The organism is Loktanella sp. DJP18, assembly GCF_049310965.1.
Classification (GTDB): domain Bacteria; phylum Pseudomonadota; class Alphaproteobacteria; order Rhodobacterales; family Rhodobacteraceae; genus Loktanella.
Genome location: NZ_JBMERN010000003.1, coordinates 93,830 through 113,198 on the forward strand (window position 1 = coordinate 93,830; position 19,369 = coordinate 113,198).

Here is a 19,369-nt window from a genome sequence, read left to right on the forward strand (position 1 = left end):
GTCAGGAAATCCTGTCGAGAATGAGCGGGGCCGGCGGAGGTGCCGACCCGATGGTGATGGCAGCGGCGACCGCGTCGCGTGCGGCTTCTGCCGCCGCCTGCGTGCGCGCCTGCACGACGGCCAGCGGATCGCCCGGCGCGACAGCGGTGCCAAGGTCCAGCACCTCGGTCAGGCCGACCGCAGCGTCGATGCGGTCCCCCTCGCGCCGGCGCCCACCGCCAAGGGCCACGACGGTCAGGCCTAACGCCTCGCCGTCGATGGCGGCGATGTGGCCTGCGGTCGCGGCGATGACCGGCAGGGTCACGGGGGCCTGCGGGAGATGGGTGCGCCAGTCCTGGTCCATGTCGGGCGGCCCGCCCAGTGCGGCGATCATCCGCGCAAAGCGGTCCATTGCGGCACCGTCGGCCAGGCTGCGTTCCAGGGCGGCGCGGGCCTTGTCCTCTGGCCAGCCGGCCAGCCCCAATGCCTCGCACCCCAGCGCGAGGGCCAGCGTGACCAGGCGGGGCGCGGCCTCCGGGTGGCCCGACAGAACCTCCATGCAGACGGCGAGTTCGGTCGCATTGCCAAGGCTGGGGGCCAGCGGTTGGCTCATGTCGGACAGCACGGCGACCGTCGGGCAACCGGCACCGCGTGCGGTATCGACCAGCGCGCGGGCCAGTGCTGTCGCGTCGGCGCGCGTCTTCATGAAGGCTCCACTGCCGACCTTCACGTCCAGCACCAGCGCGCCAAGGCCCGCAGCCAGCTTCTTGGACAGGATCGAGGCGGTGATCAGGTCGATGGAATCGACCGTCGCCGTCACGTCGCGCACCGCATAAAGCCGGGCATCGGCGGGGGCGATCCGGGCGTTGGCGCTGACGATGGCGCAGCCCACGTCGGCCACGATGGCGCGCAACCGCGCCTCTGTCACGTCGACGCAGACGCCGGGGATCGATTCGAGCTTGTCCAGCGTGCCGCCCGTGTGCCCCAGCCCCCGGCCCGAAATCATCGGAACGTAGGCCCCGCAGGCGGCCAGCATGGGCGCGAGGATCAGCGACACGCAGTCGCCGACCCCGCCCGTCGAATGCTTGTCGATCACCGGCCCGGTCATGTCCCAGCCCAGCACGTCGCCGCTGTCGCGCATCGCCGCGGTCAGGGCCACGCGGCCCGCGCCGTCCAGCCCTTTCAGGCAGACCGCCATGGCAAAGGCCCCGGCCTGCGCGTCAGAGACGGCACCCGAGGCGAGCCCCTGCGCAAATGCGGCAAGATCGATTGCGGCAGGCGTCCGCCCGCGGCGCACCTGCGTGATGATGGCCCGTGCATCCATGGCTCAGACCCTGCTCATGTAGTCCTGGTCGAAGGCACCCGGAAGCAGGGCCGCGACCGTCGTTTCCAGCGTGGTGCCGTCCAGCGTCGTCAGGGTCACGCGGACGTCGCCGGCACTGAATTCCGCCAGTTTCTGCCGACAGCCGCCGCAGGGGCTGACCGGTTGCGGACTGTCGGCGATGACAGCCACGGCCGCCACGTCGCGCGCACCGGCGGCGCACATCGCGGCGATGGCCCCAGCCTCGGCGCAGGTGCCTTCGGGATAGGCCACGTTTTCGACGTTGCACCCGACGAAGGTGCGCCCGTCCGCCGTGCGGATCGCGGCACCCACTTTGAACCGGGAATAGGGCGCGTGCGCATTTTCACGCACAGCTGTTGCGGCCGCGATCAGGTCTGCGGTGGCGGGATCGGGGTGGGACATGGGGGGATTCTCCGGCGGTTCGCACAACAGTGAAGCCCCGTGACGCCGGATGCAAGACGTGAGCCGGGAACCGTGTCGCATGACCCCGCGTTGACCCGACACATGAACAGGAGGCGTCCATGATCCCCCCCACCGTCACCCCAGAGATGTCCGACCGCGAACCAGGTACGCCCGATAGCTCGGACAGCCCGATGACCGGCGATCAGGCCGATCTGCTGCGCGCGCTGTGCGAGGAAGCGAGCGAACCGTTCAATGCCAGCCTGACACAGAGAGAGGCGCTGGACCGCATCGAGGAGCTGCGCGACAGCCTCAACACCAATCAGAACCTCTGACCCGCACCGCGGAAAGGACGTATCATGCCCGAAGGTCCCAACATGACCGAAGACCACCACATGATGAACGGCGAACAGGCGATCATCCTGCAGGAACTGTGCGACTTGACCGGGCATCCGTTCAGCGACCAGATGACCTCTGATCGGGCTGACGAGATGATTGCGCGTCTGTCGCGTCAGGTCGAAGACAGAACCGGTCAGGACTGACTGTCGCAGGCGAGGCGATCGTACGTCCACCGCGTTACCCCGGAAAGATCGTCGCCATTTCCGCATCGAACCGCGCCCAGGTCATCGTGGCGCGGTTACCAGCGTAACCATGATAATGGCTTTGGCCACTCGACGTCGGCAGGCCGGCCCAGATCTTGGCGAGATTGTTCATGAAGGCCCGCCGGCTGAGACGTCCGTTACGCGCCTCGTGAAATCCCGCTTCGGCCAACAGGACATCCGCCAGCGCGTCCTGCACCTGCGGGTCGAATCGCGCGCGAGGATCGAGGCCGGTGATGTCGACCAGTCGGCGCAGCGTCGACGGAATGAACTGGTAACGACCGATGGCGTGCGGCTGGCCGGGCGTCGCCTTGATCCAGGCAAACACCTCTGCGACGGTCATGTCGGTGGGGCGCTTGCCGGGCTTGATTCTTGCACCGTATTGCACCGCGTCGTAACCCTGCCGCCCCGCCTCTGCCGCAGCGATCAGGTGGCGGACCCGGTCCGCCGGGCCACCGCCGCCCAGAATCGCCAGATAATCAGAACCCGCATAGCTTCCGCGTTCCACGTCGGTCGCGAACCCGGTCTGCGGAGCCTTGCGCTGCCGGGCCGGATAGGGCGCAAAGAAACTGCGTCCCGCGTCCCCAACGAACAGGCTGGCGATCGGGCGGTCCACGGTCGCGGTCTCTGCCCTTGGCGTCAGCGACACCATCGCGACCTGATTGCCCAGCAAGGGGGCCCGCGACGCGAGCGACATGGCATCCGTCGGGGCGTCGTTCGGCACGGCGATCACCAGTCCCAGCAGGACCAACAGCAAAGACAGTTGTCTGAACGGCGTCATTGGGGTCCCTCGTCGTTGCATCGACGTCGACCCTGCGGGACAGAAGTTGATAATTCGTTGGCTGCGTCAGGTCGTCAGCGCGACCTTCCCCGGCAATGTCACTTCCAGCAATTCCAGATCGTCCGACGGCGCGGCAAGACAGACGGCCATGCCCGGCGGACTGACGAAGGCGTCGCCCGCCGATAGGTCGCGGGCGTCCTGACCTTCGGCCTGCAGCCGGCATGTGCCGTCCATGACGAAGGTGAAATGGATGTCCGCGTCGTGCCGCATCGGGGCGGTCGGACCGCCACCGCGCCGCAGCACGCGCACACCTGCGACACCCTGCGTGCCATCGCTGATGCCGGTGTCCCGCGCCACAAGGCCGGACCAGCCGGACGCGCGCCAGACCGCATCCTGCGCGCGCGAATGCACGAATCTTTGCCCCTGCCAGCGGCGATCGGGGCGCAGATCGGGAGTCGGCAGGGTCAGGTCGTGGTCGATCTCGGTCAGGTGCTCCGCGGGGACGCCGATCTCGATCACCTCGATGCCGTCCGACGCCTCCAGCACGCGATGCCGGATCTCGGGGGGCTGGATCACGCAATCGCCCGCCGATAGCCGGATCAGACCGCCCTGATCTTCGTAAACCACGTCGACCCAGCCGCGATAGCAGAAGATCAGTTGAAACCCGACGCGGTGAAAATGCACTGTGTCCGGCACCGGCCCGCCGTCGGGGATGCGGATATGGGACGCGATGATCGACCCGCCCAGCCGGTCCGGGATCAGGTCGCGATACTGCATCCCCGCCCGCCCGATCACCCAGGGGGCCTGATCCGCGAGTCGGCGCACCACGAAACGGTGCTGCGTCGGCGGCCGTTGCACGATCTGCGTCAACCCTGCCACATCGACCACGGTGCCGCCGGGGCTGACCAGACGGTCCGCTCCGTCCGCAAAGGGCATGTCGGTCAGAATCCGCAACCGGCCCGGCGCGCCCTGCCCGCGTTCCAGCCGCACCCGCAGGCCATGACCGCCAAAGACGGCCACGGCCGGATCGTCGGCGGGAAAGATCGACAGCATCCGCATCCCCAGCACGCCACTGAAGAATCCCAGATCGCCGGTCAAGTCGGTGGTCGGCAGGCAGACCTCTGCCATCATCTTGTCATCCATCATCCTTTCATCAAATCCCGGGACCGTCCCGCCCGCAAGTGGGAACAATTCCGCGTTCGGAACATTGTGTGAACATATCATGAAAGGACGTTCCATGACCGATGATCTGAGCCACCCCAAGACCGACGCACCCGGCAACGCCGACAAGCCCGTCGACGACTGGGTGACGGGCGACGAAGCCATGACCGGCGCGCAGGCCAGTTACCTGCAGACCCTGTGCGAAGAGGCGGGCGAGGCATTCGACCCGAAGATGACCAAGGCCGAGGCCAGCAAGCGTATCGATGCGCTTCAGGAAAAGACCGGACGCGGGGCCTGACCGCTGGTCCCGCTGGCCGGGATGGTTTAGGGGTGAACCAGTTTCACTGACAGGACCGCCCGGCCATGACCCCCGCCGACAAGGACGATACGCCATCTGACAGCCTGCGCAGGGCCGCGCTGGATTATCACCAGTTTCCCAAGCCCGGCAAGCTCGAGATCCGGGCGACCAAGCCCTTGGCGAATGGTCGCGACCTGTCGCGTGCCTACTCGCCGGGCGTCGCCGAAGCCTGCCTCGAGATCAAGCGCGATCCCGACACCGCACGCGACTATACCACGCGCGGCAACCTTGTCGGCGTGGTGACCAATGGCACTGCCGTGCTGGGACTGGGGAACATCGGGGCGCTGGCGTCCAAGCCCGTGATGGAAGGCAAGGCGGTCCTGTTCAAGAAATTCGCCAACATCGACTGCTTCGATATCGAGCTAAACGAACCGGACCCCGTGAAACTGGCCGAGATTGTCTGCGCACTGGAACCGACCTTCGGTGCGATCAACCTCGAAGACATCAAGGCACCCGATTGTTTCGTCGTGGAGAGGATCTGCCGCGAGCGGATGAACATCCCCGTCTTTCACGACGACCAGCACGGCACCGCCATCGTCGTTGGGGCGGGGATCACGAACGCCCTGCGGATCGCGCAGAAGGACTTCGCGGATGTAAAGGTCGTGTCCACAGGCGGCGGCGCCGCCGGTATCGCCTGCCTGAACATGCTGCTGAAACTGGGTGTCCAGCGGCGCAACGTTTACCTGTGCGACCTGCAGGGCCTCGTCTACACGGGACGCGATCTGGACATGACCGACGAGAAGGCGGAATACGCTCAGGGCGACGAACCGCGCAGCCTGCTCGACGTGATAGAAGGGGCCGACGTGTTCCTCGGCCTGTCTGGTCCCGGCGTGCTGACGCCCGAGATGGTGGGCCGGATGGCCGACGTGCCGATCATCTTCGCACTGGCCAATCCGAACCCGGAAATCGACCCCGACGCCGCCCGCGCCGTGAACCCGCGCGCCATCATCGCAACTGGCCGGTCTGATTTCCCAAATCAGGTCAACAACGTGCTGTGTTTCCCCTTCATCTTTCGCGGTGCGCTGGATGCCGGCGCCACCACGATCAACGACGAGATGAAGATCGCCTGCATCGAAGGCATCGCCGCCATGGCCCGCGCCACGACGAGTGCAGAGGCTGCCGCCGCCTACAAGGGCGAGCAACTGACCTTCGGGCCGGACTACCTGATCCCGAAACCGTTCGATCCGCGCCTGATCGGCGTTGTGGCCTCTGCTGTCGCGCGCGCAGCCTGCGAAACCGGCGTCGCTACGCGGCCCATTGCGGACCTCGATGCCTACAAGCGGCAACTCGACGCCTCGGTCTTCAAGTCCGCCTTCATCATGCGCCCGGTGTTCGAGGCGGCGCGCACCGCGTCGCGCCGGATCGTCTTTGCCGAAGGCGAGGACGAGCGCGTCCTGCGCGCGGCACAGGCCGTGATGGAGGAAACGACGGAAGTGCCGATCCTGATCGGCCGCCCCGATGTCATCGCTGCGCGCTGCGAACGGGCCGGGCTCGACATCCGGCCTGACATCGACTTCAAGATCGTGAACCCGGAAAACGATCCCCGCTACCGCGACTACTGGGGCACCTACCACGAGATCATGGCCCGCAAGGGTGTCACACCCGACCTTGCCCGCGCGATCATGCGGACCAACACGACCGCCATCGGTGCCGTCATGGTCCACCGGAACGAGGCGGATTCCCTGATCTGCGGCACTTTCGGCCAGTTCCTCTGGCACCTGAAGTACATCCAGCAAATCCTTGGAAACACGCAACTTCACCCGGTGGCGGCGCTGTCGCTGATGATCCTGGAAACCGGCAGCCTGTTCATCGCGGACACCCAGGTCCACGAGGAACCGACGCCAGAGCAGATTGCGGAAACCGTGATCGGGGCCGCCCGCCACATCCGCCGCTTCGGGGTGGAGCCGAAAATCGCCCTGTGCTCGCACAGTCAGTTCGGCAACATGGACAGCAACTCCGGTCGCCGGATGCGGGCCGCGATGGACATCCTGCACGCAAAGCCACGCGATTTCAGCTTCGAGGGGGAAATGCACATCGACTCCGCCCTCGACGTCGATCTGCGCAACCGGATCTTCCCGGACGCGCATCTGGACGGCGCGGCGAACTGCCTCGTCTTCGCCAACGCCGATGCGGCGTCAGGCGTGCGCAACATCCTCAAGATGAAAGGAAACGCGCTCGAGGTGGGACCGATCCTGATGGGCATGGGCAACCGCGCGCATATCGTCACACCGTCCATCACGGCGCGCGGATTGCTGAACATGTCCGCCATCGCAGGCACACCGGTCGCCCATTATGGCTAGCGCAAGAGGCAGCCTCGTGGCCGCCTGCAATCTTCAGCAGTATTCCTAAATCACATCCATGTGCCGGACTCTGTGGTTCTTCTGGTCGGAAATATCTCAAAGGTCTGAAGGCAGCGCCTCCAGTCGGCCCGCAAGGCCGATCCCGCGTGTGAAGTGTCAAGAAATTCACACCGCACCGCCGGCATTCCGACCCAGCCTCTTGCCCGAGCCAGGCGGCACTTCTATCCCTGTTCCAGCGACGTTTGGGAGGACGGCATGATGACCTACGCTGACATCTACCAAAGCTGGCGGGACGATCCCGAAGCGTTCTGGATGGAGCAGGCCCGCGCCATCGATTGGGTCACGCCCCCGTCCCGCGCGCTCGACGACAGCCGCGCCCCGATCTACAGCTGGTTTGCCGATGCGCAGGTGAACACCTGTCACAATGCCGTCGACCGCCATGTCGCAAACGGACGCGCCGATCAGGTCGCCATCATCCACGACAGTCCGATGACGCACAGCGTCAGCCGCATGACCTACCGCGAATTGCGGGACGCCACCGCGCTGTTCGCCGGGGCGCTGCGCGACAAGGGGATCGGACTGGGCGACCGCGTCATCATCTACATGCCGATGGTGCCAGAGGCGCTGGTCGCCATGCTCGCCTGCACGCGGATCGGGGCAGTTCATTCGGTCGTGTTCGGCGGCTTCGCGGCGCATGAACTTGCCGTCCGCATCGACGATGCGACGCCGAAGGCGATCATCGGCGCCTCCTGCGGGTTGGAACCGGGGCGCACCGTCGCCTACAAGCCGCTGATCGACGGCGCCATCGCGCAGGCGAAACACAAGGTCGACTTCACCATCATATTGCAACGCCCCCAGATGCAGGCCGAGATGACCGAAGGCTTCGATCACGACTGGCACAACGTCCAGCAGGGCGTCACTCCCGCTGACTGCGTGCCCGTCGCGGGCGACCACCCGGTCTACATCCTCTACACCTCCGGCACCACCGGCGCGCCCAAGGGTGTCGTGCGTCCCACCGCCGGGCACCTCGTGGCGCTCAACTGGTCGATGAAGAACGTCTACAACGTCGATCCGGGCGATGTCTTCTGGGCCGCCTCGGACGTGGGGTGGGTCGTCGGTCACAGCTATATCTGCTACGCCCCGCTGATCCACGGCAACACCACCGTCGTGTTCGAAGGCAAGCCCGTCGGCACCCCCGATGCCGGCACCTTCTGGCGCGTCATCCAGGACCACAAGGTGCGCAGCTTCTTCACCGCGCCCACCGCGTTCCGCGCGATCAAGCGCGACGACCCGAAGGGCGAATTGATCAAGGATTACGACATCACCTCGCTGCGCGCGCTCTATCTTGCGGGGGAACGTGCGGACCCGGACACGATCATCTGGGCGCAGAATGTCATGCAGGTGCCGGTCTATGACCACTGGTGGCAGACCGAATCCGGCTGGCCGATGGTTGCCAACCCCGCCGGGATCGAGGCGCTGCCCGTCAAGATCGGATCGCCGACGGTTGCCCTGCCCGGCTACGACATTCGCATCCTCGACGAAGGCGGACACGAGGTGCCGCGTGGTACGCTCGGGGCCATTGCGATCAAACTGCCGCTGCCGCCCGGCACCCTGCCGACGCTCTGGAAGGCAGAGGATCGCTACATCAAGGCCTACCTGACCACCTTCCCCGGCTACTACGAGACCGGCGACGCCGGGCTGATGGACGCGGACGGCTACCTTTACGTCATGGCCCGCACCGACGACGTGATCAACGTGGCCGGCCACCGCCTGTCCACGGGTGCGATGGAAGAAATCCTGGCCAACCACCCCGATGTCGCCGAATGTGCGGTGATCGGCGTCTCGGACCATCTGAAGGGCCAGTTGCCGATGGGGTTCGTCTGCACGAACAAGGGCACCAGCCGCACGGACGCCGATATCGTCAAGGACTGCATCCGCATGGTCCGCGAGGAGATCGGCCCCGTCGCCGCCTTCAAGCTTGTCGCCGTGGTCGACCGCCTGCCCAAGACCCGGTCCGGCAAGATCCTGCGCCGCACGATGGTCAGTATCGCCGACAACGCCGACTTCAAGATGCCAGCCACCATCGACGACCCGGCGATTCTGGACGAGATCCGCGTGGCATTGAAACCATTGGGGTATGGCGGGGCGTAGGCGCATGGCATGCTTTGCTCTGCGTGGGCTCCGACCGGTCCGGGCAGCGTGATATGTTTAGGCAAATGAGGCAGTCACGCCGTCAGTTGACCTGTCATTGGTCAACGGGCTGACATTGGGTGAAAATTTGTCGTCGGCCTGCTCTTGGTCGTTGTCGTCGTCCTCGTCATCCTGATTGAGAAGCGATCAAAACAACGACACCGCAAGACCCGGCAGCGATCCAAAAGTTGTGGCTGGCGGACGCGCGCCAGAAGGGACGCATGGACGTCTGGGACAACTTTCAGCGCCGGCAGCAGGCGCGGGATGCGCAAACGCAGAAGGACAACCCCGCGCCATAAAAAACCCCGCCCGCTTGCGCGGACGAGGCTTTCCAATCATAAAAAGGGAACCGTTTAAATATCGTCGCCCAAGGCACCCTTTACGGTGCCGGTGGCTTTCTGTACGTCGCCCTTTGCCTGCTGGGCTTTACCCTCTGACTCAAGGCGCTCATTGTCGGTGGCTTTGCCAAATGCTTCCTTGGTACCACCGGCGATCTTGTTTCCTGTGGCCTTGGCTTTGTCTGTCAGTTCGCCCAAAGGAAAATCTCCTGTTATAACGGGGCCTTGACCATGATGATCCTGGCCATCCCCTGTGGAGAGTAAACCCCGCGCGGGGGAAATGGTTCCCGGTCCCGCCGCCGTTTCGTTACGAGAACTGTTCCTGGAACAAGCGTTCCTCCAGCCCGTGGCCGGGGTCGAACAGGATGCGGTGCCGGATCGTGGGATCTGACCGGATTTCCACGCTGACGACGTCGCGGACGGCCTTGCCGTCAGCGTCTGCCATGACGGGCCGCTTTTCCGGGTTCAGCACATCGATGCGCACGACCGCCTTTTTCGGCAGCAACGCGCCACGCCAGCGCCGGGGCCGGAACGCCGCCATCGCGGTCAGCGCAAGCACGTCCGATCCGATCGGCAGGATCGGCCCGTGCGCCGAGTAGTTGTAGGCGGTGGACCCCGCAGGCGTGCAGACCAGTGCCCCGTCGCAGACCAGTTCCGGCATCCGCAACTTCCCATCCACGGTGATCCGCAGCTTGGCCGCCTGCGGCCCGGCACGCAGCAAGGACACCTCGTTGATCGCGAGGGCGGAATGCATCGACCCGTCCGCCGCCAGCGCCGTCATCGACAGGGGATTGATGATCTCTTCCTCGGCGTCCTGCAGCCGCTGGATCAGGTCGTGGTCATGATACTCGTTCATCAGGAACCCGACCGTGCCGCGGTTCATGCCATAGACCGGCGCATCCAGATATTCGGTCGCATGCAGGGTCTGCAACATGAAACCATCGCCCCCCAACGCCACGATGAATTGCGCATCCTGCGGCGCCACATTGCCGTGATGTGCCGACAGTTCGGCCAGCGCCGCCTCGGCGATGGGGGCTTGGCTGGCCAAGAAGGCGATCCGCAGTCGGGGCATCAGGCAATTTCCTTAGGTTTCACCGGGTTTTGTCAACGGTTCCCATCCGAAACGCAAGCACACCATCGGCGCGGCCCGCCACCGTTGCGCACCTTGAAAGTGTCGTTTTGCCGCTTTTGACGTGGCGCGCTTTGGCGTAGAAGGGCGCCAATCACGTCACCTGGCCCGAAAGGAACAGCCATGAACGCCCCGACCCGCGACGACGGCTTCTTCACCGAATCCCTTGCGACCCGCGATCCCGAGATCGCCGCCGCGATGACCGCCGAACTCGGCCGTCAGCGCAAGGAGATCGAGTTGATCGCCTCCGAGAACATCGTCTCTGCCGCGGTGATGGAAGCGCAGGGCGGCGTGATGACGAACAAATATGCCGAAGGTTACCCCGGCAAGCGCTATTACGGCGGCTGCGAACATGTCGACGTGGCCGAGAACCTGGCCATCGACCGTGCGAAACAGCTCTTCGCCTGTAACTTTGCCAATGTGCAGCCGAATTCCGGCAGCCAGGCCAACCAGGGCGTGTTCCAGGCGCTGCTGTCCCCAGGCGACACGATCCTCGGCATGAGCCTCGATGCAGGCGGCCACCTGACCCACGGGGCCAAGCCGAACCAGTCGGGCAAGTGGTTCAACGCGATCCAGTACGGGGTGCGCGCGCAGGATCTGGAACTGGACTACGATCAGGTCGCGGAACTGGCTGCCGAACATGCGCCCAAGATGATCATCGCCGGCGGCTCTGCCATTCCGCGCATCATCGACTTTGCCCGGATGCGCGCCATCGCCGACTCTGTCGGGGCTTACCTGATGGTGGACATGGCACATTTCGCGGGCCTTGTGGCGGCGGGGCTCTACCCCTCGCCCTTCCCGCACGCCCATGTCGCCACCACGACGACGCACAAGACCCTGCGCGGCCCGCGCGGCGGCATGATCCTGACCAACGACGAAGGCATCGCGAAGAAGGTGAACTCCGCCATCTTTCCGGGCATCCAGGGGGGCCCCTTGATGCACGTCATTGCCGGCAAGGCCGTGGCCTTCGGTGAAGCCCTGCGCCCCGGCTTCAAGGACTACCAGAAGCAGGTCGTGGTCAACGCGCAGGCGCTGGCGGACGAGCTGATGAAGGGCGGCGTCGACATCGTCACCGGCGGCACCGACACGCACCTGATGCTGGTCGATCTGCGCCCCAAGGGCGTGAACGGCAAGGCGACCGAGGCCGCATTGGGTCGCGCCCACATCACTTGCAACAAGAACGGCATCCCCTTCGACACCGAAAAGCCGACGATCACCTCCGGGGTGCGCCTCGGCTCTCCTGCCGGGACGACTCGCGGCTTTGCAGAGGAAGAATTCCGCCAGATCGGGCGATGGATTGTCGAAGTCGTCGACGGCCTTGCCGCCAACGGCGAGGACGGCAACGCGGAGGTTGAAAACAAGGTCCGTGCCGAGGTCGAAACGCTCTGTGACCGTTTCCCGATCTATCCGAATCTCTGAGAATGCCCATGGCCGTCGCATCCGCGGCGGCCAAGCCACGTCAGCTAGGCCTCCCGCGGCTCCCACAACTCGATGGGGTTGCCTTCGGGGTCGTGCAGCCGCGCAAAGCGACCGTTGGGGTAGGTCTCTGGATCGACCGTCACCGCCACCCCGGCCGCTTGAAGCTCCGTGACGGCCGCATCCAGATCACGCACCCGCAGGTTCAGCATCCAGGCCTGTTCAGGCCGGCCGAAGTAGGTCGTGTCCTGCTTGAAGGGCGCAAAGACCGTTGGCCCGGCCTCTTGCATCCACCCTGCCGCATCGTAGTCCTGCGGGACCGGCAAGATGCCGAACCTCGCGTCATACCATGCCGCCAATCCGTCCGGATCCGTCGCCCGAAAGAAGAAGCCCCCGATGCCCGTGACCTTCACCATGATCGCCCTCCCCAGATGCGTCGCAGTCTAGCACGGATCACGTCAGCACCCAACGCGACCTTGATCAGGCGGGCCCGCCGCCCCACCTGAAGGATGCCCCACCCATGAAAGGCCACATCCCATGACCGAACCTCTGCGGATCGACATCGTCTCTGACGTGGTCTGCCCCTGGTGTATCGTCGGCTACCGCCAGCTTGAACAGGCGCTGGATGCAACCGGCATCGCCTACGACCTGCACTGGCACCCGTTCGAGCTGAATCCGGATATGGGTCCGGAGGGACAGAACATAACCGTCCACATCATGGAGAAATACGGCTCCACCCGCGCGGACAGCCAGGCCAACCGCGACCGGCTGACGGCATTGGGCGGCAGCCTCGATTTCACGTTCGCCTTCACCGACGACAGCCGGATGCACAACACCTTCAACGCACATCAACTGATCCACTGGGCCGACACGCAGTGGCGTGGGCATGACCTGAAACAGGCGCTCTTCACCGCGCATTTCACCGATGGCCGCAATCTGTCCGATCCGACGGTCCTGGTGGCCGTGGCCGTTGAAACCGGCCTCGACGCCGAAGAGGCGCTTGCGGTGCTGGCCGATCAGCGCCACGCCGAACAGGTGCGGGTCGAAGAACGGTTCTGGCAACAGCAGGGCATCACCGGCGTCCCCGCGATCATCTTTGATCGCAAGCATCTTGTGACCGGGGCGCAGGGCGCGGACAACTACGCCCGCATTCTCGGCCAACTTCAAGAGATGAAGGCAGGCACCTGACCGGATGCCCCTTTTTCCTGCCCTTCTTCTCGTCGAAAATATCTCGGGGGGGTGGGGGCAGAGCCCCCACGGATCGGCCCGGCTCCGCCGGTTCGATCCTCATTTCAGATCCGGCCCTGCGCCCGCAGCATCCAGACGACCGCCACGAAGACCGCAATCCCCAGTGCCGACCATTTGGCAAGCGTGCGCAAGACAGCCGTCTTGCGCCGTTCCTTCGGATCGATGGTCTTCAGATGCGCCTCGACCCGGTCGGCGGCCTGTGCCACGGGCAAGGTATCCATCATCCGCCCCAGCCGAGGATGCCCCTGTGCCACATCCGCCCGCACCACGGCGCGCAGGTCGCGGATCACGCCGCGCGGCAAGGTGCGTCCGACCTTGCCCGCCTGCTGTTCAAGCGTCGGTGCGCGCAGGCCAAGACGCGCGTCCAGCAGGGCGCGGATGCGGGCGATCTTGCGCGAAAGGGTGTCAGCGGCCATGTGGCTGTGGTAGCGATGGACTGTCGCGCCCTCAAGTCCCAGCGCGCATTCCATGCCACCGAACGACAGGCCCGCGATATGCTGAACACGCTGACCCACGGCGCACCGACCGACCGACCGCCGCTACTGATCGTCCACGGCCTTTTCGGCTCTGCCCGCAACTGGGGTGTCATCGCGAAGCGGCTGTCGGACACGCGGCAGGTCGTGGCCGTCGACATGCGCAATCACGGCGACAGCCCATGGATGGACAGTCACACCTATCCCGACATGGCCGCCGACCTGGCCGAAGTGATCGAGGAAATCGGCACACCCGTCGACGTGCTGGGCCATTCGATGGGAGGCAAGGCCGCGATGATGCTGGCCCTGACCCGGCCCGATCTGGTGAACCGCCTGATCGTGGCCGACATCGCCCCTATCGCCTACGATCACACGCAGGACGGCCCGCTGAACGCGATGCGGGGCGTCGATCTTGACCGGATCGAAAGCCGCCGCGACGCGCAGGCGCAGATGGATATCGACGACGCGACCGCGACCTTCCTCTTGCAAAGCCTCGACCTTCAGAACCGCCGGTGGAAGCTGAACCTGTCCGTGTTGTCTCAGGACATGGCAAGGATCGTCGGCTGGCCCGATCCGTCAGGGACGTTCGATGGTCCCACCCTGTTCCTGCGCGGCGGCAATTCGACCTACGTGCCCGACAGCGCAGAGACCGCGATCCGCGCCCTGTTCCCGGACGCCACGATTCAGACGGTGGACGGTGCCGGACACTGGCTGCACGCCGAACAACCCCGCGCGGTCGCCGCCGCCGTGCAGCAATTCCTGGAACCCGCCACATGAAGAAATCCGGCCTGCTGCACGCCGATCTGGCCAGCCTCGTGGCGTCGCTGGGGCACGGCGACCTGCTGGTCATCGGCGATGCCGGGTTGCCGGCGCCGCCGGGCGTGCCCTGCATCGATCTGGCCGTCACCCACGGCGTGCCGACCTTCGCGCAGGTGCTGGATGCCGTGCTGTCCGAGATGCAGGTCGAATCCTGCGCCATGGCGAACGAAGCGTCGGCCGCCCTGCGCGCCCTTGCCCCGCTACCGCCGCGATTGGTGCCGCACGACACCTTCAAGACCGAAAGCCGCACTGCCCGCGCGGTAGTGCGGACGGGAGAGATCACGCCCTACGCCAACATCGCACTTTCTGCGGGCGTGACGTTCTAGGTCACCGACGCGGTCAGGGTCGAGGTCAGGAGGGCGGCCAGCGACAGACCGCCCAGCAAGACGACGACGACGGAGGGAACGGTTGGCACGGGAACGTCTCCTTTGCGGTGTGGCCTATTCAACGCAGTCCGGTCCGGGGTCCGTCGCAGTCGCGGAACGTTTGTCATTTGACATGCGTTAAGCTGCGTAACCCGCTTCGACGACACGGGAATGTCGCCCGCGTTGGGCTGGCTTCGCACAGGAAGGCCCTCATGTTCACACTTCGCAATCTGATCATCGTCGCCATCGCCGGGATCATCGGCACCATTGCCAACGCCATCGCGGTCAACATCGTGGCGGGGGCCGAGGTGATGCCGCTGATCCTGTCATGGGGCCGCCATGCCGTGGCAGTCGTGGTCGCCCTGCTGCTGATCCCGATCTTTGCCCGCCGCGCAGATCTTGGCGCGTGGATCTTGGCGCTGGTCGCCCTGACGGTCATCCCGTCACTGCTCGCAATCCTCGTCTTCGGTGCCGCGGCCCCTTGGACCTTCGTGCTCAGCGTGAATGCCGTCTATGCTTTCTTTGCGACACTGATCTTCGCGGTTTCCTTCGAACGCAGCTGATGCAGGCGCCATGCGGTCAGGCGAACGTGCGATCCACGGTGCGGTCCAGCGCCACGGTGCGCCGCCACCGCGTCGCCCGCCCTTCGATCTGCTGCATGATCCCGTATTCGATCCCCAGCATCACGACGATGAAGGACAGCGCGTAGGCCATCACAAAGGGGACCTCGAACAGCTGGAAATAAAGGTGGATCTGAAATCCGATCCCGTCGGGCCTGCCCAGGAATTCGACCACCAGCACCAGCTTCCAGATGATCGCAAGACCGTTGCGCGCCGCCGCCGACAGGTAGGGAGCCAATTGCGGGATCACGACATGCCGCAGGCGGTCGATGCGCGACAGACCAAAGACCTGCGCCATCTCCTTCAGCGGGCGGTCCAGCGCCCGCGCGCCTTCACGCACCGTGACGATCACGGTCGCAGTCTTGTTGAAGCTGACGGCGACGATCGCGGCCGTCTCGTTCAGCCCGATCCAGAGGTAGCACATGACGATCACCACGAGCGCCGGGATGTTCAGCGCGACGACGACCCAAGGGTCAAGCCAGCGGTTCAGGCGCGGCATCGTTCCCAGCATCACCCCCAGTACGACGCCCACGACCATCGAGATGCCGAATGCCAGTGCCACCCGCACCAGCGTCGGGACCAGATGATGCAGTAACTTGCCGTTCAGCGCCTCGGCCCACATGATCGCACCGACGCGGAGCGGTGCGGGAAACGTGCGCGGCGTGTCGATCCACCACGCGGCCAGGGCCCACAGCAAGGTCAGCGCCAGCAGGGACGCTAGCGTGATCGCGGTCGTGGCCAGTCGATTGTGCAAATCCGTCTCCTCCGTCGTCATGGTGGGGCCTGCCCACCGCATCGTCAACGCCCGCCCTCCTGACCTCGCGACTTTGGTCTTATGTCTTGCACAGGCGCATGTTCCTACTGTCGCCCCATGGGTGGAGCCGTGCGAACCTTGCTGTCGTGTCTGATGATCTGTCTGGCGGTGTTCGCCAGCCCGCAGACCGGTCGCGCGCAACTGGCGAAGGCCGACCTCGCACCCTTCGTCACCCCGCCCTTCAGCATCGGAGAGCCGATCAACGACAAGGGCGTGTGGGCGCTTCTCAATTCCGGTGGAGCCGTCGCTGGCTACGTGTTCGAGACCGAAGAAATGGCCCCCCTGCCCGGCTTTTCCGGTGCGCCGATCAACATCTTCGTCATGCTGGACCTGAATGGCACCTTCATGGACGTCAAGCTGATCTCACACAACGAACCGATCTTCGTGTCCGGGTTGGGAGAGGCACCGCTGCGCAAGTTCTTCGAGCAGTATCGCGGCCTGTCGATCAACCAGAGCCTTGTCGTCGGCACCCCCTACGGCGGTGCTGGCGACGGGTCGGCGCTGGTGTATCTGGACGGCGTGACCAAGGCGACCGCCAGCATCCGCATCGCCCACGAAAGCATCCTGGCCGCCACCCGCGCCGTGGCGCGCGAAAAGATGCAGGGCGTGGCCTCTGCTCCGCCCGCCTACCCGAACCCTGACTACACTGAGGACCTCGACTGGGACGCGCTGATGGCGCAAGGGCTGGTCACGCGCAAGACCGTCCTGAACAAGGAGGTGAATGACGCCTTCGCCGGCACGGTCTTTGCGACGGACGACCCCGAGGCGCAGGCCGATCCGGATGGCGTCTACCTCGACCTCTACATCGTCGACATCGGTGCGCCGTCCATTGCCGCAGCTGCCCTTGGCGCGCAGAGCCTGCGTGAATTGCAGGCGTTCCAGCGCATCAGCGCCACGGATGAACCGATCCTGCTGATCGACGCGGGCCGCCACGGCCTCGTGTCACCCGATTTCGTGCGCAACACCTCGCCCGACTGGCTGTCGGCGGAACAGGACGGACTGCCCATCGCGCTGCGCGACGCCGACCTTTTCGTCACGCTGGCCCCGGGTGCCCCCGACGGCACCGCGATCATCCTGCGCACCGACCGCCGTCTCGGCTTCGATCCCACACGCGAATGGACGCTGAACGTGCAGGCGATCCGCGAACATGGCCAGTTCATGCCGCAGGTCGGACAGGCCACACTGACGGCGACCCATGCGACGCCCGAACGCTTTTATCTGCGCCCCGCGCAAGAGTTGCCGGAAAGCCCTTTTGAAGGTGCCGTGCGCAACCGCCAGACCGATCTGGTCGTGCTGGGGGTATTCCTTGCGGGGCTTCTGCTGGTTCTGGGACCGGGGCAAACCCGCTTTGCGGCCCTCACCGCCTTTACCCCCGTCCGCCTGTCGATCCTTGCCGTCGTGCTGGGCTTTGTCGGATGGTGGGGGCAAGGGCAGTTGTCCATCGTCACCGTCCTTGGCGTGATCCGGACGGCCGTCTTTGGCGGCTCGTTCAATTTCCTGGCCTACGACCCCTTCGGCACGCTGATCTGGATCGTCGCGATCGCAGGCTTTGTGCTGTGGGGACGCGGCCTGTTCTGCGGCTGGCTTTGCCCCTTCGGTGCGCTTCAGGAATTCGCGCATCATCTGGGCCGCCTGTTGCGCCTGCCCCGGTGGGAACCGTCGCGCCAGTGGGATCAGCGCCTGAAACGCGTCAAGTATGTCCTCCTCGCGGGCCTCGTCGCCACCATCTTCATCGCACCCGACAGCACCGACAAGGTCGCAGAGATCGAGCCTTTCAAGACCGCGATCACCGTCTTCTTCGTGCGCGACTGGTATTATGTCGTCTATGCCGCCTTCTGGCTGGTGCTTGGCATGGTGACGTTCAAGGGCTTCTGCCGCTATGTCTGCCCCCTGGGCGCGGTCATGGCGATCGGTGGCATGATCCGCACGCGGTCGTGGATTCCGCGCTGAGCGGACTGCGGATCGCCTTGCCAGTTGTGCCGCGTCAAATGCAATTACGGAGCGATCAAAAGGACCGGAGAGATCCAGTACGACGAATGTTTCCAGTGCCTTGACTGTGTGGCGATCCACGACGACCCGGCGCGATGCGTGCCCTTGGTCCTCGCCGCCCGCGACCGAAGGCGCGCCGCATGAAACGTCGTCGCTTCCTGACCCTGACCGCCGCCGCCCTCGTCTGCCCGCGTGGCGCGCAGGCTTCCATCTGGCAGGGAACGGCCCTGGGGGCCGATGTTTCGGTCACGCTGACCGGACCGGGTGCCGATGCGGCACTGGCACAGGTCCGCACGACGCTGACCCGGATGGAAGCGCTGTTCAGCCTCTACCAGACATCGCTACTGACAGAGTTGAACGACAGCGGCACATTGGTCGCGCCGCCGCCAGAGATGCTGACCCTTTGTCACATCGCAGACGACGCCTTCCTCCTCACGCAGGGTCGCTTCGATCCGACGGTCCAACCGCTCTGGTCCGCCCTCGCGACCGGCGGCGACATCGACACGGCACGACGACTGATCGGCTGGGACCGCGTCACGCTGACCGCCGACCGCATCACCCTCGCCCCCGGCCAGGCCCTGACCTTCAACGGCATAGCACAGGGCTTTGCCACCGACGTCGTGACGACCGCACTGGCGGCGGCGGGCTTCACCCATGCGCTGGTCAACATCGGCGAATACCGGGCGCTCGGGGGGCCTTGGCGCGTGGCCGTGGATGACCCGACCTTCGGCACACTGGCGCAGACGCCGCTGACCGGCCGCGCCATCGCGACCTCCAGCCCTGCCGCCCTCAGCGTAGGCGGCCGGTCACATATCCTGTCCAGCGACGGCGTAGCCCCGCTCTGGTCCACGGTCAGCGTGACCGCACCCACGGCCACGATGGCCGACGCGCTCTCCACTGCATTCTGCCTGATGGACCGGGACGCGATCCGCGCGACCCTCGCCCGCCTGCCCGATACGCAAGCGCGACTGATCGACAGGGATGGCAACCTGACCACCGCATGAAAAGGCCTCCGCCGCATCGCTGCGACGGGGGCACTTCACTGCCCT

General features: G+C 65.4%; 21 protein-coding genes. 12 read left to right on the forward strand and 9 right to left on the reverse strand.

The genetic code is table 11. From position 1 onward, the window contains the following. Position 1 precedes the first annotated feature (1 nt). Both ACOI1H_RS01635 and ACOI1H_RS01640 read right to left on the reverse strand, forming a co-directional pair. Complete coding sequence (locus ACOI1H_RS01635; protein WP_422434970.1) at positions 2-1,303, reverse strand: thymidine phosphorylase; 1,302 nt, start codon at positions 1,301-1,303, stop codon at positions 2-4. A 3-nt stretch (positions 1,304-1,306) separates the two neighbouring features. After that, positions 1,307-1,723, reverse strand: coding sequence for a cytidine deaminase (locus tag ACOI1H_RS01640; protein WP_422434971.1), 417 nt, complete (start codon positions 1,721-1,723; stop codon positions 1,307-1,309). 119 nt (positions 1,724-1,842) lie between these two features. Here ACOI1H_RS01640 and ACOI1H_RS01645 point away from each other — a divergent pair, with 119 nt between their 5' ends. Both ACOI1H_RS01645 and ACOI1H_RS01650 read left to right on the forward strand, forming a co-directional pair. Continuing rightward, a complete protein-coding gene (locus tag ACOI1H_RS01645; protein ID WP_422434972.1) occupies positions 1,843-2,055 on the forward strand; it encodes a DUF3072 domain-containing protein in 213 nt (70 codons plus the stop codon). A 24-nt stretch (positions 2,056-2,079) separates the two neighbouring features. After that, positions 2,080-2,262 carry a hypothetical protein gene (locus tag ACOI1H_RS01650; RefSeq protein WP_422434973.1) on the forward strand — a complete coding sequence of 61 codons (183 nt, stop codon included), beginning with the start codon at positions 2,080-2,082 and terminating at the stop codon, positions 2,260-2,262. 34 nt (positions 2,263-2,296) lie between these two features. Here the strand turns inward: ACOI1H_RS01650 and ACOI1H_RS01655 are convergent, their stop codons facing one another. Together ACOI1H_RS01655 and ACOI1H_RS01660 are read right to left on the reverse strand one after the other, a co-directional pair. Further along, complete coding sequence (locus ACOI1H_RS01655; RefSeq protein WP_422434974.1) at positions 2,297-3,100, reverse strand: hypothetical protein; 804 nt, start codon at positions 3,098-3,100, stop codon at positions 2,297-2,299. Between the two features lie 66 nt (positions 3,101-3,166). Beyond that, entirely contained in the window at positions 3,167-4,243 is a 1,077-nt protein-coding gene (locus tag ACOI1H_RS01660; protein WP_422434993.1) for a cupin domain-containing protein, read from the reverse strand. 94 nt (positions 4,244-4,337) lie between these two features. Between ACOI1H_RS01660 and ACOI1H_RS01665 the strand changes: the two genes are divergently transcribed. From ACOI1H_RS01665 to ACOI1H_RS01675, 3 genes are all read left to right on the forward strand, one after another. After that, positions 4,338-4,559 carry a DUF3072 domain-containing protein gene (locus tag ACOI1H_RS01665; RefSeq protein ID WP_422434975.1) on the forward strand — a complete coding sequence of 74 codons (222 nt, stop codon included), beginning with the start codon at positions 4,338-4,340 and terminating at the stop codon, positions 4,557-4,559. A gap of 65 nt (positions 4,560-4,624) precedes the next feature. After that, positions 4,625-6,919, forward strand: a complete 2,295-nt coding sequence (locus ACOI1H_RS01670; protein WP_422434976.1) for an NADP-dependent malic enzyme — start codon at positions 4,625-4,627, stop codon at positions 6,917-6,919. 258 nt (positions 6,920-7,177) lie between these two features. After that, positions 7,178-9,070 (forward strand): propionyl-CoA synthetase, encoded by a 1,893-nt coding sequence (locus ACOI1H_RS01675; RefSeq protein ID WP_422434994.1) that lies wholly within the window; start codon positions 7,178-7,180, stop codon positions 9,068-9,070. A 392-nt stretch (positions 9,071-9,462) separates the two neighbouring features. Here ACOI1H_RS01675 and ACOI1H_RS01680 read toward each other — a convergent pair whose 3' ends face one another. Further along, entirely contained in the window at positions 9,463-9,645 is a 183-nt protein-coding gene (locus ACOI1H_RS01680; RefSeq protein ID WP_422434977.1) for a CsbD family protein, read from the reverse strand. Between the two features lie 109 nt (positions 9,646-9,754). Then, positions 9,755-10,519 carry an NAD kinase gene (locus tag ACOI1H_RS01685; RefSeq protein ID WP_422434978.1) on the reverse strand — a complete coding sequence of 255 codons (765 nt, stop codon included), beginning with the start codon at positions 10,517-10,519 and terminating at the stop codon, positions 9,755-9,757. A gap of 180 nt (positions 10,520-10,699) precedes the next feature. On the opposite strand from ACOI1H_RS01685, the gene glyA reads away from it, so the two are divergent. Continuing rightward, entirely contained in the window at positions 10,700-11,995 is a 1,296-nt protein-coding gene (gene glyA / locus ACOI1H_RS01690; protein WP_422434979.1) for a serine hydroxymethyltransferase, read from the forward strand. A gap of 44 nt (positions 11,996-12,039) precedes the next feature. Here the strand turns inward: glyA and ACOI1H_RS01695 are convergent, their stop codons facing one another. Then, positions 12,040-12,408 carry a VOC family protein gene (locus ACOI1H_RS01695; protein WP_422434980.1) on the reverse strand — a complete coding sequence of 123 codons (369 nt, stop codon included), beginning with the start codon at positions 12,406-12,408 and terminating at the stop codon, positions 12,040-12,042. Positions 12,409-12,529: 121 nt separating this feature from the next. On the opposite strand from ACOI1H_RS01695, the gene ACOI1H_RS01700 reads away from it, so the two are divergent. Next, on the forward strand, positions 12,530-13,180 hold the full coding sequence (locus ACOI1H_RS01700) for a DsbA family oxidoreductase (protein ID WP_422434981.1): 651 nt from the start codon (positions 12,530-12,532) through the stop codon (positions 13,178-13,180). 104 nt (positions 13,181-13,284) lie between these two features. On the opposite strand, the gene ACOI1H_RS01705 is transcribed toward ACOI1H_RS01700, so the two are convergent. Continuing rightward, complete coding sequence (locus ACOI1H_RS01705; RefSeq protein ID WP_422434982.1) at positions 13,285-13,755, reverse strand: hypothetical protein; 471 nt, start codon at positions 13,753-13,755, stop codon at positions 13,285-13,287. On the opposite strand from ACOI1H_RS01705, the gene ACOI1H_RS01710 reads away from it, so the two are divergent. The 3 genes from ACOI1H_RS01710 to ACOI1H_RS01720 all read left to right on the forward strand — a co-directional run bounded on the left by ACOI1H_RS01710 (position 13,735) and on the right by ACOI1H_RS01720 (position 15,460). Beyond that, positions 13,735-14,490: an alpha/beta fold hydrolase gene (locus ACOI1H_RS01710; protein ID WP_422434983.1), complete on the forward strand. Its 756-nt coding sequence runs from the start codon at positions 13,735-13,737 to the stop codon at positions 14,488-14,490. The two genes, ACOI1H_RS01705 and ACOI1H_RS01710, sit on opposite strands and share 21 nt — an antisense overlap. Continuing rightward, on the forward strand, positions 14,487-14,858 hold the full coding sequence (gene rbsD, locus ACOI1H_RS01715) for a D-ribose pyranase (protein WP_422434984.1): 372 nt from the start codon (positions 14,487-14,489) through the stop codon (positions 14,856-14,858). The genes ACOI1H_RS01710 and rbsD overlap by 4 nt, the downstream gene beginning before the upstream one ends. 251 nt (positions 14,859-15,109) lie before the next feature. After that, the gene (locus ACOI1H_RS01720; RefSeq protein WP_422434985.1) at positions 15,110-15,460 is read left to right on the forward strand and encodes a hypothetical protein; all 351 of its coding nucleotides are present in this window, start codon (positions 15,110-15,112) and stop codon (positions 15,458-15,460) included. Between the two features lie 16 nt (positions 15,461-15,476). Here the strand turns inward: ACOI1H_RS01720 and ACOI1H_RS01725 are convergent, their stop codons facing one another. Beyond that, complete coding sequence (locus tag ACOI1H_RS01725) at positions 15,477-16,292, reverse strand: ABC transporter permease (RefSeq protein WP_422434986.1); 816 nt, start codon at positions 16,290-16,292, stop codon at positions 15,477-15,479. Positions 16,293-16,400: 108 nt separating this feature from the next. Between ACOI1H_RS01725 and ACOI1H_RS01730 the strand changes: the two genes are divergently transcribed. Together ACOI1H_RS01730 and ACOI1H_RS01735 are read left to right on the forward strand one after the other, a co-directional pair. Then, positions 16,401-18,281: a 4Fe-4S binding protein gene (locus tag ACOI1H_RS01730; protein ID WP_422434987.1), complete on the forward strand. Its 1,881-nt coding sequence runs from the start codon at positions 16,401-16,403 to the stop codon at positions 18,279-18,281. A gap of 179 nt (positions 18,282-18,460) precedes the next feature. Then, positions 18,461-19,324 (forward strand): FAD:protein FMN transferase, encoded by an 864-nt coding sequence (locus ACOI1H_RS01735; RefSeq protein ID WP_422434988.1) that lies wholly within the window; start codon positions 18,461-18,463, stop codon positions 19,322-19,324. Positions 19,325-19,369: the final 45 nt, after the last annotated feature.